At 35.6% G+C, this 14,958-nt stretch carries 13 protein-coding genes; 8 read left to right on the forward strand and 5 right to left on the reverse strand.

Annotated elements, in window-relative coordinates:
- The first annotated feature begins 401 nt into the window (after nucleotides 1–401).
- From HX004_RS11690 to HX004_RS11700, 3 genes are all read left to right on the forward strand, one after another.
- Nucleotides 402–1,619: a metallophosphoesterase family protein gene (locus HX004_RS11690; protein ID WP_286442710.1), complete on the forward strand. Its 1,218-nt coding sequence runs from the start codon at nucleotides 402–404 to the stop codon at nucleotides 1,617–1,619.
- An 8-nt stretch (nucleotides 1,620–1,627) separates the two neighbouring features.
- Nucleotides 1,628–4,669 (forward strand): AAA family ATPase, encoded by a 3,042-nt coding sequence (locus HX004_RS11695; protein WP_286442712.1) that lies wholly within the window; start codon nucleotides 1,628–1,630, stop codon nucleotides 4,667–4,669.
- A gap of 86 nt (nucleotides 4,670–4,755) precedes the next feature.
- Complete coding sequence (locus HX004_RS11700; RefSeq protein ID WP_286442713.1) at nucleotides 4,756–5,715, forward strand: energy transducer TonB; 960 nt, start codon at nucleotides 4,756–4,758, stop codon at nucleotides 5,713–5,715.
- Nucleotides 5,716–5,752: 37 nt separating this feature from the next.
- Here HX004_RS11700 and HX004_RS11705 read toward each other — a convergent pair whose 3' ends face one another.
- From HX004_RS11705 to HX004_RS11720, 4 genes are all read right to left on the reverse strand, one after another.
- Nucleotides 5,753–6,148 (reverse strand): ExbD/TolR family protein, encoded by a 396-nt coding sequence (locus HX004_RS11705; RefSeq protein WP_286442714.1) that lies wholly within the window; start codon nucleotides 6,146–6,148, stop codon nucleotides 5,753–5,755.
- The gene (locus HX004_RS11710; RefSeq protein WP_286442715.1) at nucleotides 6,129–6,839 is read right to left on the reverse strand and encodes a MotA/TolQ/ExbB proton channel family protein; all 711 of its coding nucleotides are present in this window, start codon (nucleotides 6,837–6,839) and stop codon (nucleotides 6,129–6,131) included. The genes HX004_RS11705 and HX004_RS11710 overlap by 20 nt, the downstream gene beginning before the upstream one ends.
- A gap of 90 nt (nucleotides 6,840–6,929) precedes the next feature.
- Nucleotides 6,930–8,081, reverse strand: coding sequence for an MFS transporter (locus HX004_RS11715; protein ID WP_286442716.1), 1,152 nt, complete (start codon nucleotides 8,079–8,081; stop codon nucleotides 6,930–6,932).
- 159 nt (nucleotides 8,082–8,240) lie between these two features.
- Complete coding sequence (locus HX004_RS11720; protein WP_286442717.1) at nucleotides 8,241–9,908, reverse strand: formate--tetrahydrofolate ligase; 1,668 nt, start codon at nucleotides 9,906–9,908, stop codon at nucleotides 8,241–8,243.
- A 284-nt stretch (nucleotides 9,909–10,192) separates the two neighbouring features.
- On the opposite strand from HX004_RS11720, the gene HX004_RS11725 reads away from it, so the two are divergent.
- Entirely contained in the window at nucleotides 10,193–10,774 is a 582-nt protein-coding gene (locus tag HX004_RS11725) for a PhnA domain-containing protein (RefSeq protein WP_286442718.1), read from the forward strand.
- Nucleotides 10,775–10,796: 22 nt separating this feature from the next.
- Here HX004_RS11725 and HX004_RS11730 read toward each other — a convergent pair whose 3' ends face one another.
- Nucleotides 10,797–11,216 (reverse strand): NUDIX hydrolase, encoded by a 420-nt coding sequence (locus HX004_RS11730; RefSeq protein ID WP_286442719.1) that lies wholly within the window; start codon nucleotides 11,214–11,216, stop codon nucleotides 10,797–10,799.
- 326 nt (nucleotides 11,217–11,542) lie between these two features.
- On the opposite strand from HX004_RS11730, the gene HX004_RS11735 reads away from it, so the two are divergent.
- The 4 genes from HX004_RS11735 to HX004_RS11745 all read left to right on the forward strand — a co-directional run.
- Nucleotides 11,543–12,124 carry a cell wall assembly protein gene (locus HX004_RS11735; protein WP_286442720.1) on the forward strand — a complete coding sequence of 194 codons (582 nt, stop codon included), beginning with the start codon at nucleotides 11,543–11,545 and terminating at the stop codon, nucleotides 12,122–12,124.
- A 40-nt stretch (nucleotides 12,125–12,164) separates the two neighbouring features.
- A complete protein-coding gene (locus HX004_RS11740) occupies nucleotides 12,165–12,542 on the forward strand; it encodes a CD225/dispanin family protein (RefSeq protein WP_286442721.1) in 378 nt (125 codons plus the stop codon).
- A 10-nt stretch (nucleotides 12,543–12,552) separates the two neighbouring features.
- Nucleotides 12,553–12,924: a DUF2752 domain-containing protein gene (locus HX004_RS17735; protein WP_353620011.1), complete on the forward strand. Its 372-nt coding sequence runs from the start codon at nucleotides 12,553–12,555 to the stop codon at nucleotides 12,922–12,924.
- A gap of 224 nt (nucleotides 12,925–13,148) precedes the next feature.
- The coding region (locus HX004_RS11745) for a S8 family serine peptidase (protein ID WP_286442722.1) at nucleotides 13,149–14,958 on the forward strand (1,810 nt) is incomplete at its 3' end.

The following is a 14,958-nucleotide window of genomic DNA, read 5'->3' on the forward strand; positions in this document are numbered from 1 at the left end:
TACCGATTAAAGAAAATATATTTTTAATGGGTTAGGAAGGTTAGATGGTTTAACTGATTAACCCATCAAGAGAATTTGCGGGTTAAAGAAAGTATATCCTTAAACCGGAAAATTCATCTAATAACTGATGTTTGATCTCTGATAACCTTTAGATTTGTTTTTTCGCTTTTTTGTAAGTTGCTTTTTCGCCAGATTACCGATTAAAGAAAATATATTTTTAATGGGTTAGGAAGGTTAGATGGTTTAACTGATTAACCCATCAAGAGAATTTTCGGATTAAAGAAAGTATATCCTTAAATCGGAAAATTCATCTGATAACAGATAACAGATAACCGTTAACTAAAAATACTAGCGATTCCCCGATATAACTTTTATCTTTGAGAGGTAAACAAAAGGGAAGGATGAAAGTTAAGATACTACATACGGCAGATTGGCATTTGGGAAAGCGATTAGACAATTTTTCTAGAATAGACGAACAAAAAGAAGTATTGAATGAAATATGTGAGCTTGCAGACGAACAGCAAGCTGATATTATTGTGATTGCAGGAGATTTGTTCGATACCTTCAATCCTCCGATTGAAGCAGAAGATTTGTTCTACAAAACCCTTCGTCGTTTGACGCTTAATGGGCAACGTCCTGTTATTGCCATCGCAGGAAATCACGATAGTCCAGAACGAATTGACGCACCTGATCCTTTGGCTCGTGCTTGTGGTATTTTACTCGTTGGTTTACCCAATACGGTTGTACAATCTATTGAGGAAAATGAAGCCTTTACGCTGACACAAACAACAGCTGGTTTTGTTGAATTGACATTGAAAACGATTCCCTTTCCCATACGCATCATTCATACACCTTATGCCAATGAAGTGCGTTTGAAAAAAGCATTGAATGTAGCAGATAAAACCGCCGCTTTAAATGAAGTGTTGCAATCCAATTGGGAAGCATTAGCCCAAGAATATTGCGATACAAAAGGAGTGAACCTCTTAATTTCTCATTTGTATATGATGAAAAAAGGAGGGGAAGAACTCGAAGAACCCGATGGAGAAAAACCGCTTAAAATTGGAAATGCCGATTTGATCTACAGCGATAGTATTCCCAAGCAAATTCAATACACCGCATTAGGACATTTACACCGCGCTCATCAACTTGGAGAAGTAGATCGTCCTGTGGTCTATTCAGGAAGTCCGTTGTGTTATAGTTTTAGTGAAGCAGGACAGGAAAAATACGTGATGATGGTAGAGGTAGAACCCAATGTACCTGCAACCTATGAGAAAATTCCCTTGCAAAAAGGACGTCCCTTAACGCGAAAGAAATTTAGTTCTGTTGACGATGCCGTTGATTGGTTGCAACAACATCAACATCACCTAGTAGAATTGACATTGGTGAGTGATGCGTTTTTAAAAGCAGATGATATCAAGCGTATTCACCAAACCCATGATGGAATTATTACCATTATTCCCGTGGTGAATTTAACAGATCAAGCCGATTTAAATAAAAGAAAACAAGTCAACCTTGAACAAGATATTCAGGGCCTATTTGCAGATTATTTCAAACAGAAGAACAATGGACAAGATCCCAATGAAGAAATTATGGATTTGTTCAATGAAATTATAAATTAAGATTTACCATGATACCCATTACATTAACGCTAGAAGGTTTTTATTCCTACCAAGAAAAGCAAGTCATTGATTTTACCCAATTGATTCAAGCGGGGTTGTTTGGAATTTTTGGTAAAGTAGGATCAGGTAAATCCTCAATTTTAGAAGCCATTTCCTTTGGATTATACGGTGAGAGTGAGCGATTAAATGCTCGAGATAATCGCGCGTATAATATGATGAACTTAAAGTCAGACCGCATGAGTATTGATTTTGAGTTTCTTAATTTTAAAGAAGAAAAATACCGCATCTACAGAGAATTTAGACGTAATTCCAAACGTTTTGATGACGTTAAACGAGGAGATGCCGTATTGTATCAATGGAAGGAAGAACAATGGATTCCCTTGCCTGATTTAAATGTAGAAGAAGTAATTGGTTTGAGTTATGAAAATTTCAAGCGCACCATTATTATTCCACAGGGGAAGTTCAAAGAATTTATTGAATTAGGAGGAAAAGATCGAACCAAGATGATGCAGGAAATTTTCGGTTTAGATCGCTTTGATTTAACAGGAAAGACCAAAGCATTATATAGTGAAACCCGTCAAAAGTACGATCATCTGCAAGGTCAATTGCAGCGCTTTACTACCTTGACTAAAGAACAAATAGAAGAAGTTAAGGTAGAATACCAAAAACAAGATCAGCAGTTAAAACAAATTACGGTTACCTTTAAGCAAGAACAAGAGCGTTACCAACAGCTAAAAGCTGTTAAACTCGATTTTGATGCCTTGGAAGAAAGCCGTACTAATTTGCTTGAGTTGGAGAAACAAGAGGGAGAGGTAAAAGTACAAGAACGAGCATTGATTCAATATGAAAAAGTAGAAAAAACATTTCGTTCCCTCTTAGTAGAAAAGCAACAATTAACGGTAAAACTCAACGAAAAACAAGCAAATTACCAAGTGAAGCAAAAGGAGCTTCAAAGCAAACAGACGCAGTATATTCAGGTGAAAGAAGCGTTTACAGCTCTCGAAAAACAGTATGAATCTATTGATAGAGCGAAAACAGAATTAGCAGAATTGAAATTAGTTCAAGCTATTCAGCAAACGGAAGTAGCGAAGAAGGCATTGACAGAGCGTTTGCTCAAAGGACAAGAAATTGTGGTAGCAACCAAAAAGGAATTAGAGCAAAAGCAAACCCTGCTGGTTACTGGTGAACAACAACTCAAACAATTAAAGGAAAATCGCGTCGATCCCATGCGTTTAATCGCGTTGGATAAGTGGTTTACTGATTTCGATTACTTAGAAAAAGCAATACGCGAATGGGCAGAGAAACAAGAACAACTGAAACAAGAAATTCAGCGTTTAGTTCAAACACTAGAACAAGTTGATTTTACTACAGAAGAAGAATGGAGAGAGCGTGTAGCGAAACAACGTGCATTAAATCAACAATTACATTTGTTAGTAACGAAGGAGCTCAATCAACTACGCGTTTCTCAACAATTGTCGCATTACGCTTCTGCTTTGCATGATGGTGAAGCTTGTCCGTTATGTGGTGCATTAGACCATCCAGCTATTTTAGAGGGAGAAGATGTATCCAAATCAATGCAAGATTTAGACATGAAGCTTGAGAAAATTCAAGAAGATGAACAGGCATTAAATCGAAAAGAAAGAGAAATTCAAGCTTTGCTTGATAAAAAACATCTACTTGAAGTACAGTATAACGAGGTTGTAAATCACCGCAAAGAAAAGCAAGAGGAGTTAATCAGACATCAAGCAGCTTATTTTTGGACTGAAATCGAAAAGGGAAATAAAATACAACTCGAACAACTAAAACAACAAGCGATACAAGTCAATCAAGCAATAGAAAAAGCGGAACAACAACAGCAACAAACTATAAAAGAAGCCGATGTCGTTCGAAGTAATTTAGAAAAATACGCAGAAGGATTAGCGGATATAGAATTAAAACAAGCGAGATTAGAAGCAGAAATTGAGTCTAAAGAACAACAAATACACTTGATTAAATTGAGTGAAAAAATAATTGTTGAAAAAGAAATCTTAGAGCTGGAAATTAAGACAAAAGAACAGCACCTTGTTGAGGTAGAGCAAGCGTATAAATCACAAGCACAGCTCTTGCAACAGTTGGGACCTATTCTTGCTTCATTAGAAACAGAGTTGAAGAATATACAAACTATACAAGAAGAATTGGTAGCTTCACTTCAACATATTGATTTAGGCGTTAAGCAAGGATTAGAAGTGTTTCAATTTCAGTCAGTTCAAGAAGTTGAAGTAATTTTAGCCAAAAATATAGCAGTAGAAGAGACACGAGCAAGTATTCAAGCCTTTATGTTGAAAATAGAAGTATTGCGCAATCAAGTACAGCAATTATCGAAAAAACTCGAATCTATTGCTTTTGATTTACCTCACTTTCAACAAATGGAAACAACGGTTACAGCGCTGGAACAACAAGTGAAGGAACAAACAACTTTAGTTGCAAAAGTAGCTGGGGAAATAGAGCGTTTAGAACAAGATTATAAAGAAAAAGAAACCTTGTTAGATCAGTTTGCTCAAATCGAAAAGCGATTAAAAAATATAAACCTTTTGGACAATATGTTTAAAGGAGCTGGTTTTGTCAATTATGTGTCGAGCATCTATTTGAGTAATTTGTGTGATATCGCCAATCAACGCTTTCATCGTTTGACCCATAATCAACTGAGTTTGCAGTTAAATGAAAGTAACGAATTTGAGATCATCGATTATTTAAACAACGGAAAAGCGCGAAGTGTCAAGACCTTATCTGGAGGACAAAGTTTTCAAGTTTCCTTATCCCTGGCACTTGCTTTGGCAGAGAGTGTACAGAGTTTATCCAAATCCAATAAGAACTTTTTCTTTATTGATGAGGGATTTGGAACACAAGATACAGAATCTGTCAACATTGTATTTGAAACGTTGAGTAGCTTGCATAAAGAGAATCACATTGTCGGTATTATCTCCCATGTGGATGAACTCCAAGAGCGAATTCCCTTGTCGTTGTCGATTATCAAGGACGAAGAAAAGGGAAGTAGAGTATTGACTTCTTAAAAAGAAGTGAAGAAAAAGAGTAGAATCAAAAAAATAAGTACATTTGTTAGAACAAATGAACGAATTAATAGCATCGAATAGTTGATATGAGTGTAAAATATACAAAAGAAGAAAAAACGTCCATCGTTATTACCTTGGGCATTACCCTTTTATTTTTCCTTCTTTTATTCTTTATCAAATTTATAGATAGTCACACGTCTTATACCAGTTTTGGAGGAGGCGGAGGAGGCGGAGATGGTGTTGCCATTTCCATAGAAGGAACACCAGGTGATCATTTGACAACTTCTGCTTCAAAACCCGTTGAGGTCATAGAAGAGCAACAACAAATTGCAAAAGCAGAACCTGTTGAAGATAAGGAAGTCTTGGCCTATGAAAAAGGAGAGGAAGCAGCAGTTGTTGTAACTAAAAAAGAAGAAACAAAGAAAACCAAGCCCGTTGTTGAAAAGCAATTGGATCATGTTGCGAAAAAAACAACAGAGAAGAAAGTAGAAACAACGGAGAAAAAAGCAACTACACCAGCACCAGCCAAACAAGATGTTTCCAATACGACAAAAGATGCGATTAGCAGTTTTATGAATGGAGGAACAGGTTCTGGAGGTGGAGGAACAACAGGAAGTGGAAAAGGAGGTTTATCTACCAATGGAGGCTATTACGGAACAGGTACAGGAAATGGTACAGGAAGTGGAAGCGGTGTAGGAAGTGGAACAGGTACTGGAATTGGAAGCGGATCTGGAGGTGGAGTTGGAAACGGACATGGAGATGGAAGAGGGGATGGAATCGGTTATTCCTTAGACGGACGAAGTGCAACAGTTAAAGCAATTCCTAAGTATACCTGTAATGAAATCGGAACTGTGGTTGTTGAGGTATGGGTAGATCAAGCAGGAAATACTGTAGAAGCGAGAGCAGGAGTAAAAGGAACGACCAATACAGCGAATTGTTTATTAGAACAAGCGAAAATTGCAGCCTTGCAAACCAAATGGCAAGCCAATGATAAGGCTCCTGCCAAACAAGTAGGAAAAATAGTGTATCAGTTTAAACTGAATTAATACAATAAAAAAAGGAGCGAATCATTCGCTCCTTTTTTTATTGCTTTTGTGTAGCAATTACAAACTTGATGTTGTTCTTAACCCCAATTTGTAAAACATCTACTAGTTCTTGTATCTGTGAATTAAATGGAATTCGAATGACAACAGATTGATCTGTATTACCTCCTAATTCCGCTAATAAAGCTTGCTCTAATTCCTCATAAGGTACTTCCGTCTTATTGATGAAGAAGCGCTTATCCTCTGTGACTGAAATGGTCAAATGCTGTTTATTTGTTTTTTCATTCGATGCCGCTTTCGGAAGCATCATTTTTATGACATTAGGATTGGCTAAAGTCGATAAGATAAGAAAGAACAAAAGCAAGAAGAACATAATGTCACTTAAAGAGGAAGTGGCGATTTCCGCTTTAAAACGTTTATTTCTTTTGATTGCCATTTGGTCGTTGTATTGCATTAATAAAATCTAGAATCGTTTGTTGGGTGTTCAACAAATAATTATCAATAGACGTATTCAATAAATGATAGGCTGCATACGCTATAATACCCACAACTAAACCAGAACCACTACTAATCATCTTTTCATAAAGTCCTCCAGAAATATTAGCAATACTAATATCTTCCGAAATACTGATGTTGTAGAAAATGCGGATTACCCCTAAAATCGTTCCAACGAAACCTAATGTTGGTGCAATACCTGCAATCAACCCAAGGTGACTCATTTTTTTCTCCATTTTCCCAATTTCAATATTCGCTAAGCGTTCCATATTACCTTCAATTTCAGTAATTGGTCTTCCTATAGAGTGAGTTCCTTCTAAAATTACTTTTGAATATGAATTATTATCTCGAGAAAGCGTTAATTCTACAGAATCCATCTGACCTTTTTCCAATAAAGTTAAGGTACTAGGTAATACGGTTGAGTCGTATTTTGTTTGTTTGCGGATATACAAATACCTTTCAATAGAAAGATAAATGGTATAAATGAATAAAAGGATAATTGGAATCATAAAGATCCCTCCTTTCATAACAAAATCTAACGCAGAAATTTGACTTTCTTGAGTTACTACTTCGTTTAAATCAGTGACAGCAGTAGTAATTGCATCCGGTGAAGCTTGCAAAAATGTAAACATTAATAATAGTTTAAAATATGATCAAATATAAAAATAAAAATGAACAATTGGATGGCGATTCGTGATTCAATTGTTAGAGAATATATAAATTTAGTTCGAAACGTCTAGTCGAATATAGCGATTTAAAAAAGTAATGGACAATCCCATAACTGCAATGATAGCAAAGGCCGTTTGCAAAGAAGCTTGTTGTGCAATAAATCCAATAACGGGAGGACCCAAAAAGAAACCAATAAATCCAATACTTGTCACTAAAGTTAAAGCTTGCTGAGGAGGCATTGTACTACTATTTCCTGCTAAATGATAGACCATGGGAACCACGGCTGAAACTCCAAAACCAACAATCATAAATGACACTATAGTTGTGTAAACATTTGGAAATAAAACTGCCGTTCCCAATCCAAGGAAAATGAGCAAACCACATACGGATAGCGTTTTGCGTTCTCCATATTTGCGAACGGTATAATCAGAGATAAAACGACCACTGGCCATTGTAAACATATAAGCTGTTAAACCATAACCAACCAATTCGATTGGAGCTAATGTAATGTGTTTCATGTATTCACTAGACCAATCGGTCATCGTTCCTTCTGTAACCATGGAGAAAAAAGCGAGTAGACCTAAAATAGTTAGGTTTTTATCTGGCCATTGCCAACTTTGTTTTTCTTTCTTTTTTTCTTTTTCACTTGTTACTTCATCTTGTACTAAAAATCGAAACATCAAGAGGGAAGCTACAATACCTACACTTGAAAAGTAGATAAAGTGTTCCAAAGGAGGAACGTAGCTGCTGATCATTTCGGCTCCTAACCAAGAAGCAGCAAAACCACCAATACTCCAAGTGCCGTGTAAAGACCCAATAATCTGACCTTTGTATTGCTTGGAAACATTAATAGCTTGTGTATTAATTGAAATATTAGTCAAGTTACTACAGACTCCAAATAAAACGAGATTGATTTTTAGTTGCCAAAGAATATCCCAATAACCAATGCCAATTAACAATACAAAATAGGAGAGTAAAAAATACAAGGTAGATCGTTTGCTTCCCATCTTTGCAATGAGGGAACCCGCAAAAGGCAAAGAAATTAAAGTTCCAATGGAAATATACAACAAAACAAATCCCCAAGCGGAATCATTAACCTCAAAATATTCTTTAATTGTCGGAATTCGAGAAGCCCAAGAGGCTGATATACCACCAAAAAAAAAGAATAAAACCGTAACAGCTATTCGTGCGATATGTTTAGACATGCGTCGAGATTAAAAATTGATAATTCGTTTGTTTGAGGGGGCAAAGGTATAAAAAAGATGAAAGGTTGATATCACTTACTTTTGTTAATAAAGTAAAGCAAAAAAAAAGCGAAAAATTCAATTTTTCGCTTTTTATATCGTTTAATAATTCGCTTGAAATTAGCTTAAACCTTCTACTAAACCATCTATTAAATCAATTTTTGTTGCCTGTGGTACTTTTGGAAGTCCTGGCATACGCATAATGTCACCCGCTATGGCAACAATAAACTCGGCCCCATTGTTGATAACAAGATCATTAATAGCTATAGTGAAGTCTTTTGCTACACCATATGCATGGGCATCGGCAGAGAAAGAATACTGTGTCTTTGCAATACAGACAGGGAATTGATCCATCGCTGTTGCTTTGATTTGGTTTAATTTCTTCTGTGCAATTGGACTGAATGTTACAGTTGTGGCTCCATAGATTTTCGTTGCAACTGCTTTCACTTTATCTGCTATTGTTAAGACATCCGAATAAGGAAATTGTAAGGGTTGACTAGGTTTACTCTCAATCATCTGTACAACTTCATTCGCTAGAGCAATTGCACCAGTACCTCCTTCAACAAAGGCATTGTTTACTGCAAACCCCAAGCCATTCGCACGGCAGTAATTTTCTACTAATTGAATTTCCTCCGTACTATCTGTTGCGTATTTATTGAATGCAACCACAATGCTTTGACCAAAGGTTTGTAAATTGTTTACGTGTTTTTGTAAATTCTCCAATCCTTTTTTAATTCCTTCTATATTTGGTTCCTTGATGTTTTCTATGGCAACACCACCGTGCATTTTTAAGCCTTGTGCAGTAGCCACAACAACGGTCAACTTCGGTTGTAAACCCGATTTTCTACATTTGATGTCAAAGAATTTTTCTGCACCCAAATCCGCACCAAACCCTGCTTCTGTGATGACATAGTCGCCATAACTCATTGCCATTTTAGTCGCAATTACTGAGTTACAACCATGTGCTATATTAGCAAAAGGTCCTCCGTGGATAAAAGCAGCTGTATTTTCTGTGGTTTGAACTAAGTTTGGATTTAAAGCGTCTTTTAATAAAACAGTAATTGCTCCTGCTACGCCTAAATCTTTTACAGTAAACAGACTACCATCATAACGATAACCTAAAAGAATATTTTCAATGCGTCTGCGTAAATCATCAATGTCTGTAGCCAAACACATAATGGCCATAATCTCTGAGGCAGGCGTAATATCAAAACCATTTTCTTGAGGTACCCCGTTAGCATTTCCTCTTAAGCCTGTGGTGATATAACGCAAACTGCGGTCGTTGACATCCAAGACGCGTTTCCATAAAATTTCTTTGATGCCATTAGGCTCTGCTCTATTTTGATAGATATAGTTGTCCAATAAAGCACTTAATGTATTGTGTGCTGAGGTAATCGCATGAAAATCTCCCGTAAAATGTAGGTTGATATTTTCCATGGGTAAAACCTGTGCATAACCACCACCTGCAGCACCACCTTTCATCCCAAAACATGGACCTAGAGAAGGTTCTCTTAAAGCGACAACCGCATTTTTTCCAATTTTGTTCAATCCAAGAGCTAAACCAATGGATACAGTAGTCTTTCCAATTCCCGCTTTGGTTGGAGTAATAGAGGTTACTAATATTAGGTTGGATTTTTTTTGTTGTTCTGGCTGTTGTGCTTCTAGTTGAACCTTCGCCATGTTTTTGCCATAAGGAATAACGTATTCCTCTGGTAATTGGATATTTTGGGCAATTTCGTAGATGTTTTTTAATTCACTCTCTCTTGCGATTTCAATATCTGTCTTCATAGTAATATAGAAATGTGTTGTTATGGAGTAAAGTTAAGTCTTTTGAGAGAATATTGAAATAGTGTTTGTGAGGTTTGTGCTTTGTGAGGTTTGTTCTTTGTAAGATTGACGACGAGCGAACAACAAACAACAAACAACAAACAACAAGCAACAAGCAACAAACAATATTATCAAATTAGAGGTATTATAGTGTATTTGTTTTTAATATAAAGGAGTTTTATTGTTTTTTATAAATAGATTTTTAAAGTTATATTTGCACTTTTAAATTATATTCTAGAAGTATTATGAAAACGGAAGCGGAGTTAAAAGACAGAAGTGGAAATAAATGTGAACTATGTGAATCTACTGGACAACTAAAGGTTTATGAGGTTCCGCCTGTAGCTGCTAATGAGGCAGATAAAGAAATTTATATTTGTGAAACTTGTTTAGATCAAATTGAGAAAAGACAAGAACTAGATAGCAAACATTGGCAATGCCTAACAACATCAATGTGGAGTGAAATACCTGCAGTGCAAGTGGTGGCTTGGCGTATGTTGAACCGCTTTAGACAAGAAAGTTGGGCAGCAGATAATTTAGAAATGATGTATTTGGATGAGGAGTTAATGGAATTTGCTAAGGCTACTGGAGATCATACAGGTGATGGCTCTGTGGAATTACACAAAGACAGTAATGGAAATATCTTGTCAGCTGGGGATACAGTTACTTTAATTAAAGACTTAGATGTAAAAGGCTCTTCGTTAAATGCTAAAATTGGTACAGCTGTTCGCAATATTCGCTTAGATCCAAATAATGTAGAATATATAGAAGGTAAGGTTGATGGACAGATGATTGTAATCCTAACTAAATATGTAAAGAAACAAGGATAAATAAAAAAGAAAATCTCAGTTTTTACTGGGATTTTTTGTTTTTTAACCACAGAGGAAGAGTAAATTCTTCCAAGAGATGAGCTAAGGGAACTTGTTGATAGTTGTCATAAGTTAGCCATTTGAGTTCTTCTAGTTCTGCTTGAACAACCAATGGGACTTCAGGAAGGGATAAGTGAAAAATAGTCGCGTGTACCCTTGTGTTAACTTCATTTACGGCCTGGGTTTGGTGAACACCTAAATAAGTTGGAATACTTGGATCGATTGTAAGGTTGAGTTCTTCGTTTAATTCTCGTATTAAAGCTTCTAACGGAGTTTCTCCTTGTTCAATTTTACCACCAGCCATCATATAATAGATAGATCCCTTTTTTCGAACAGTTAAGAGTGCTCCATTCGCATTGGTAATCATGGCAGAAGCCAGGAAAATGGTCTTAGTTGTGTGCATTATACTGTTTTATATACTCAAAAGTAAGGGAATTAGAAGAATATAGAAAGAAAGATTAGCTGTAATTTTAAAAGAATTACTACTAAAAGACTCCATTAGATTTGTTAAAATAGATGAGGTAGGTGTTTTTTTTGATTGAAAATCATAATTTTATAGCATGATTAAAGAAAAAAATAAGATTGTTTACAGAATTGTTTTTTGTAAAAGAAAAAATTTTATCTTTATTCAATCAAACAAGATACTCAAACACAGGTAGGATCTTGTATAGTTTAATTTAATTTAAGTTGAAAATAGAGCCTATATCCAGGGCGAAAATGAACAGTACAATGGTAAAACAAGAATTTACTGCACTATTTAAAGGATACAATATTCCTAAGGAATTAAAGAGCTTATTAGAGTTTCAAGTGTCCGAAAACATTCCATCTTATTATTCAAATGCTATTTATTTAATGACAGAAGAAATTTCGTTGATTGAAAGCTATTCAACCGACGAGGAGTTTCTAAACGCATTTATTCCGTTTGCTGAAGCAAATAGCTCAGGAAGTATCTATGCTTTTTGGATTAATAACCAAGGGGTAGACGATTTGACTCAAGCGCCAATCGTTGCATTTGGAGATGAAGGAGGCGTTTTTGTTGTAGCTAAAAATATTAAAGAGTTATTGCAGATAGCTGCTTATGATGTAGAAGCTGTAGTATATGAAGATGAGTTTTATTTCCAAGATAAAGAAGTCTTAGAAGAAGAAGGAGAATTTACTCCAGCCGAATTCTATACTGAATATTTAGATTGGTTGCGCAGTGATGCAAAATTAAAACCAATTCTAACAATTGAAGATGTAGATGCTGTCGTAGACCATGCTCAAACAACGTATCAAGAAAAATTAGAACAGTATATCAAACGTTTTGTTTAGAAAGAACAAAAAGTAGTATATTGCGTTAAAATTTTAAGAAATGGACCAAAATCAGTTTAACCAGCAGTTTGATCATGCTGTAAGTAGAGCACAAAATCAAATGCCAGAGAAGCCGAATAGTAATTTAGCTTTGTCTATTGTAGCAACAATTTTAGGATTTTGCTCATGTATCGGACTTTTACTTGGTATCGTAGCCATCGTAATGTCTGCGCAATCAGGAAAGAAATACGAACAAGGAGATTATGACGGGGCAGTAAAAGCTGCGAAAAATGCAAAAATTATTAGCTTAATCGTATTAGCTATCTTCGTTATTCACATCGCTTATTCTTGGTATAATATCCAACAATTAGGTGGATGGGATGCTTATATGGAGACTATTCAAGAGGCAATAAGACAAGGACAGGCAGCTGGAATGTAAATAAAATAGCATGCGCATTTTTTTTCGAATCCTTTTATATGCGGTTTTTCCTCTTGGAATACTGCTAATTGTAGTAAAAGGATTGAGTTCTTTCCCAGTCATAGTAAATTGCTCAATTAAAGACTATACCGGATGGGATTGTCCGGGATGTGGTGGACAAAGAGCAGTCGACGCAATTGTACAAGGAAAATTTAAAGATGCATTTTATTATAATCAGTTGATATATATCTACCTCAGTGTCATTGCTTATATATATGTGCTTTTTGTAGAGTATTATCTTCTGAAAAACAAAAGATTTATGCAGCGCTATGGCTTTAGTACTAGATTTGCATTTCTCTTTATAGTAATTATTTTCTTGTTTTTTATCATAAGAAATATATAAAAAAGGTTCGATTGTTTACAATCGAACCTTTTTTGTTTAATTGATAATTAATTACTTGGTTTTTTTAGAGTTTCTTTTGTTTAGTTTTTTGTTTTTGAGCTTTCTGTGTTGATTTTGAATTTAATTTCTGTGAGTATAGATTTTTAGTTAAAATTGGCATTATTATTTGTTTTATGCTTAACTTTCACCACCTAAAAATAGAAACAACCCAAAAAACAGAATTTATGAAAAAAAATACTTTGTTGTTATTCAGCTTAGTTTCCTTGTGGGGAGTAAGTATGAGTGCACAAACGGAACAGATTCGTAAAAAAATTATTTCTTCTTATGATAAATTAGATGTAGAGGAATTAAAAGCATTTGAAAAAGAGGGAATTCAAGCAAAAGAATTTGCTCATAAAATGGCGAAAGAAAATAATAAGCCTATTTCTGGAGTAACGAAAGATGGTAGAATTTTTTCCTTACAGCGAATCAACGAAAATGGTACTTATATTTATTACACAACAACTAACGCAGGAAGTAGAAAAACAGCAAGGGTAGATGAAGTAGCTCCTGGAGGTAGTTTAGGATTAAATTTAGATGGAAGAGGAATAACAGTGGGTGTTTGGGATGGTGCTCCAGCTTTAGATACTCATGTTGAGTTTCAAGGAGGAGCAACTGGAGGAAGTCGTATGACGTTGAGAAAACCTTTGCCTAATTTAGGTGAGTTAGGTGCAAATGATCGTCTTTTTTTTGAACAAGGACGTTCTCATGCTACGCACGTATCAGGTACAATTGCAGCGAAAGGATTGAATGCCGCTGCTAAAGGGATGGCTCCAGAAGCAACTATAATTAGCTATGACTGGGATAGGGACATTGCCTTTATGCGCAGTGCTGCTGGACAAGAAGGATTATTGGTTTCTAATCACTCATATGGGTATAACGCAATTGATGATAGAGGTAATGCCCTGTTAGCAGTAAGTGATTTTGGTACGTATGATTTTACCAGCTCAGACTTTGATAAACTTACTTTTTTATACAAATACTATCAACCCGTTGTTGCTGCAGGAAATGATAGAGACGATTTTAGAATTATAAACCCTAGTAAAAATGGGAATGATTTATTGACAGGTTCGGCTGTAGCTAAAAATGCAATTGTTGTAGCTGCTGTAGAACAAGTGAATAATTATACTGGACCAGCAAGTGTTGTCATGTCGTCATTTAGTAATTATGGACCGACAAACGATTTTCGTATAAAACCCGATATATCTGCTAAAGGAGTACGTGTATTCTCTAGTAGTTATCAATTACCTACACCTATAACAGGTGTTCCAAGAAATAATCTGTATTCAAATTCTAGTGGTACCTCTATGGCAGCTCCAGCTGTTACTGGAGTTATTGCGCTATGGCAACAATGGGCCATGGAAAAAAATAACAACGCATTGAAATCTGCTACAATTCGAGCATTAATGGTGCATACGGCTGATGAAGCTGGAGGAGCAAAAGGACCTGATCACAAATTTGGTTGGGGATTAATCAATGCAAAAGCAGGGGTTCAAATTTTAGAAGGAAGTAAAGTTAGTGGTGTTGTTTTAGAAGAAAATATATTACAGCAAGGAGTAACTTATGAAAAACAATTTTCTGTAGGGGAGAGTGGAATTAATGTAATCGTTACAATGGCGTGGACTGATCCTGAAGGAGCGTTAGACCGTCGTAATAATGATGAGGACTACGCAAAAAACAATCCTTCTTTGGTAAATGACTTGGATTTACGCGTATTTAAGGATGGAGTAGAGTATCTTCCTTGGAGATTAAACAAGGATTTTAATAATTTAGTCGCTCAAAAAGGTGATAATACTGTCGATAATATTGAAAAAATCGAAATAGAAGGAGCAGAGGCTGGAATTTATACTGTTAAAGTTACACATAAAGGAGTTTTAAAAGGGGGAAGTCAAGAGTATTCTATTATTATGAGTCGTAGTGATTTCAACAATCTATCAACGGAAGAGTTTGAATTAGCAGATTTATCTTTTGCTATTTGGCCAAATCCAGTAGTTG

Source organism: Myroides sp. 1354 (assembly GCF_030324495.1).
In the GTDB taxonomy this organism is placed as follows: Bacteria; Bacteroidota; Bacteroidia; order Flavobacteriales; family Flavobacteriaceae; genus Flavobacterium.

Bases quoted from the DNA above. Each gene is read 5' to 3' on its own strand.
- HX004_RS11690 (WP_286442710.1), top strand. From the start codon at position 402: ATGAAAGTTAAGATACTACATACGGCAGATTGGCATTTGGGAAAGCGA.
- HX004_RS11695 (WP_286442712.1), top strand. From the start codon at position 1,628: ATGATACCCATTACATTAACGCTAGAAGGTTTTTATTCCTACCAAGAA.
- HX004_RS11700 (WP_286442713.1), top strand. From the start codon at position 4,756: ATGAGTGTAAAATATACAAAAGAAGAAAAAACGTCCATCGTTATTACC.
- HX004_RS11705 (WP_286442714.1), bottom strand. From the start codon at position 6,148: ATGGCAATCAAAAGAAATAAACGTTTTAAAGCGGAAATCGCCACTTCC.
- HX004_RS11710 (WP_286442715.1), bottom strand. From the start codon at position 6,839: ATGTTTACATTTTTGCAAGCTTCACCGGATGCAATTACTACTGCTGTC.
- HX004_RS11715 (WP_286442716.1), bottom strand. From the start codon at position 8,081: ATGTCTAAACATATCGCACGAATAGCTGTTACGGTTTTATTCTTTTTT.
- HX004_RS11720 (WP_286442717.1), bottom strand. From the start codon at position 9,908: ATGAAGACAGATATTGAAATCGCAAGAGAGAGTGAATTAAAAAACATC.
- HX004_RS11725 (WP_286442718.1), top strand. From the start codon at position 10,193: ATGAAAACGGAAGCGGAGTTAAAAGACAGAAGTGGAAATAAATGTGAA.
- HX004_RS11730 (WP_286442719.1), bottom strand. From the start codon at position 11,216: ATGCACACAACTAAGACCATTTTCCTGGCTTCTGCCATGATTACCAAT.
- HX004_RS11735 (WP_286442720.1), top strand. From the start codon at position 11,543: ATGGTAAAACAAGAATTTACTGCACTATTTAAAGGATACAATATTCCT.
- HX004_RS11740 (WP_286442721.1), top strand. From the start codon at position 12,165: ATGGACCAAAATCAGTTTAACCAGCAGTTTGATCATGCTGTAAGTAGA.
- HX004_RS17735 (WP_353620011.1), top strand. From the start codon at position 12,553: ATGCGCATTTTTTTTCGAATCCTTTTATATGCGGTTTTTCCTCTTGGA.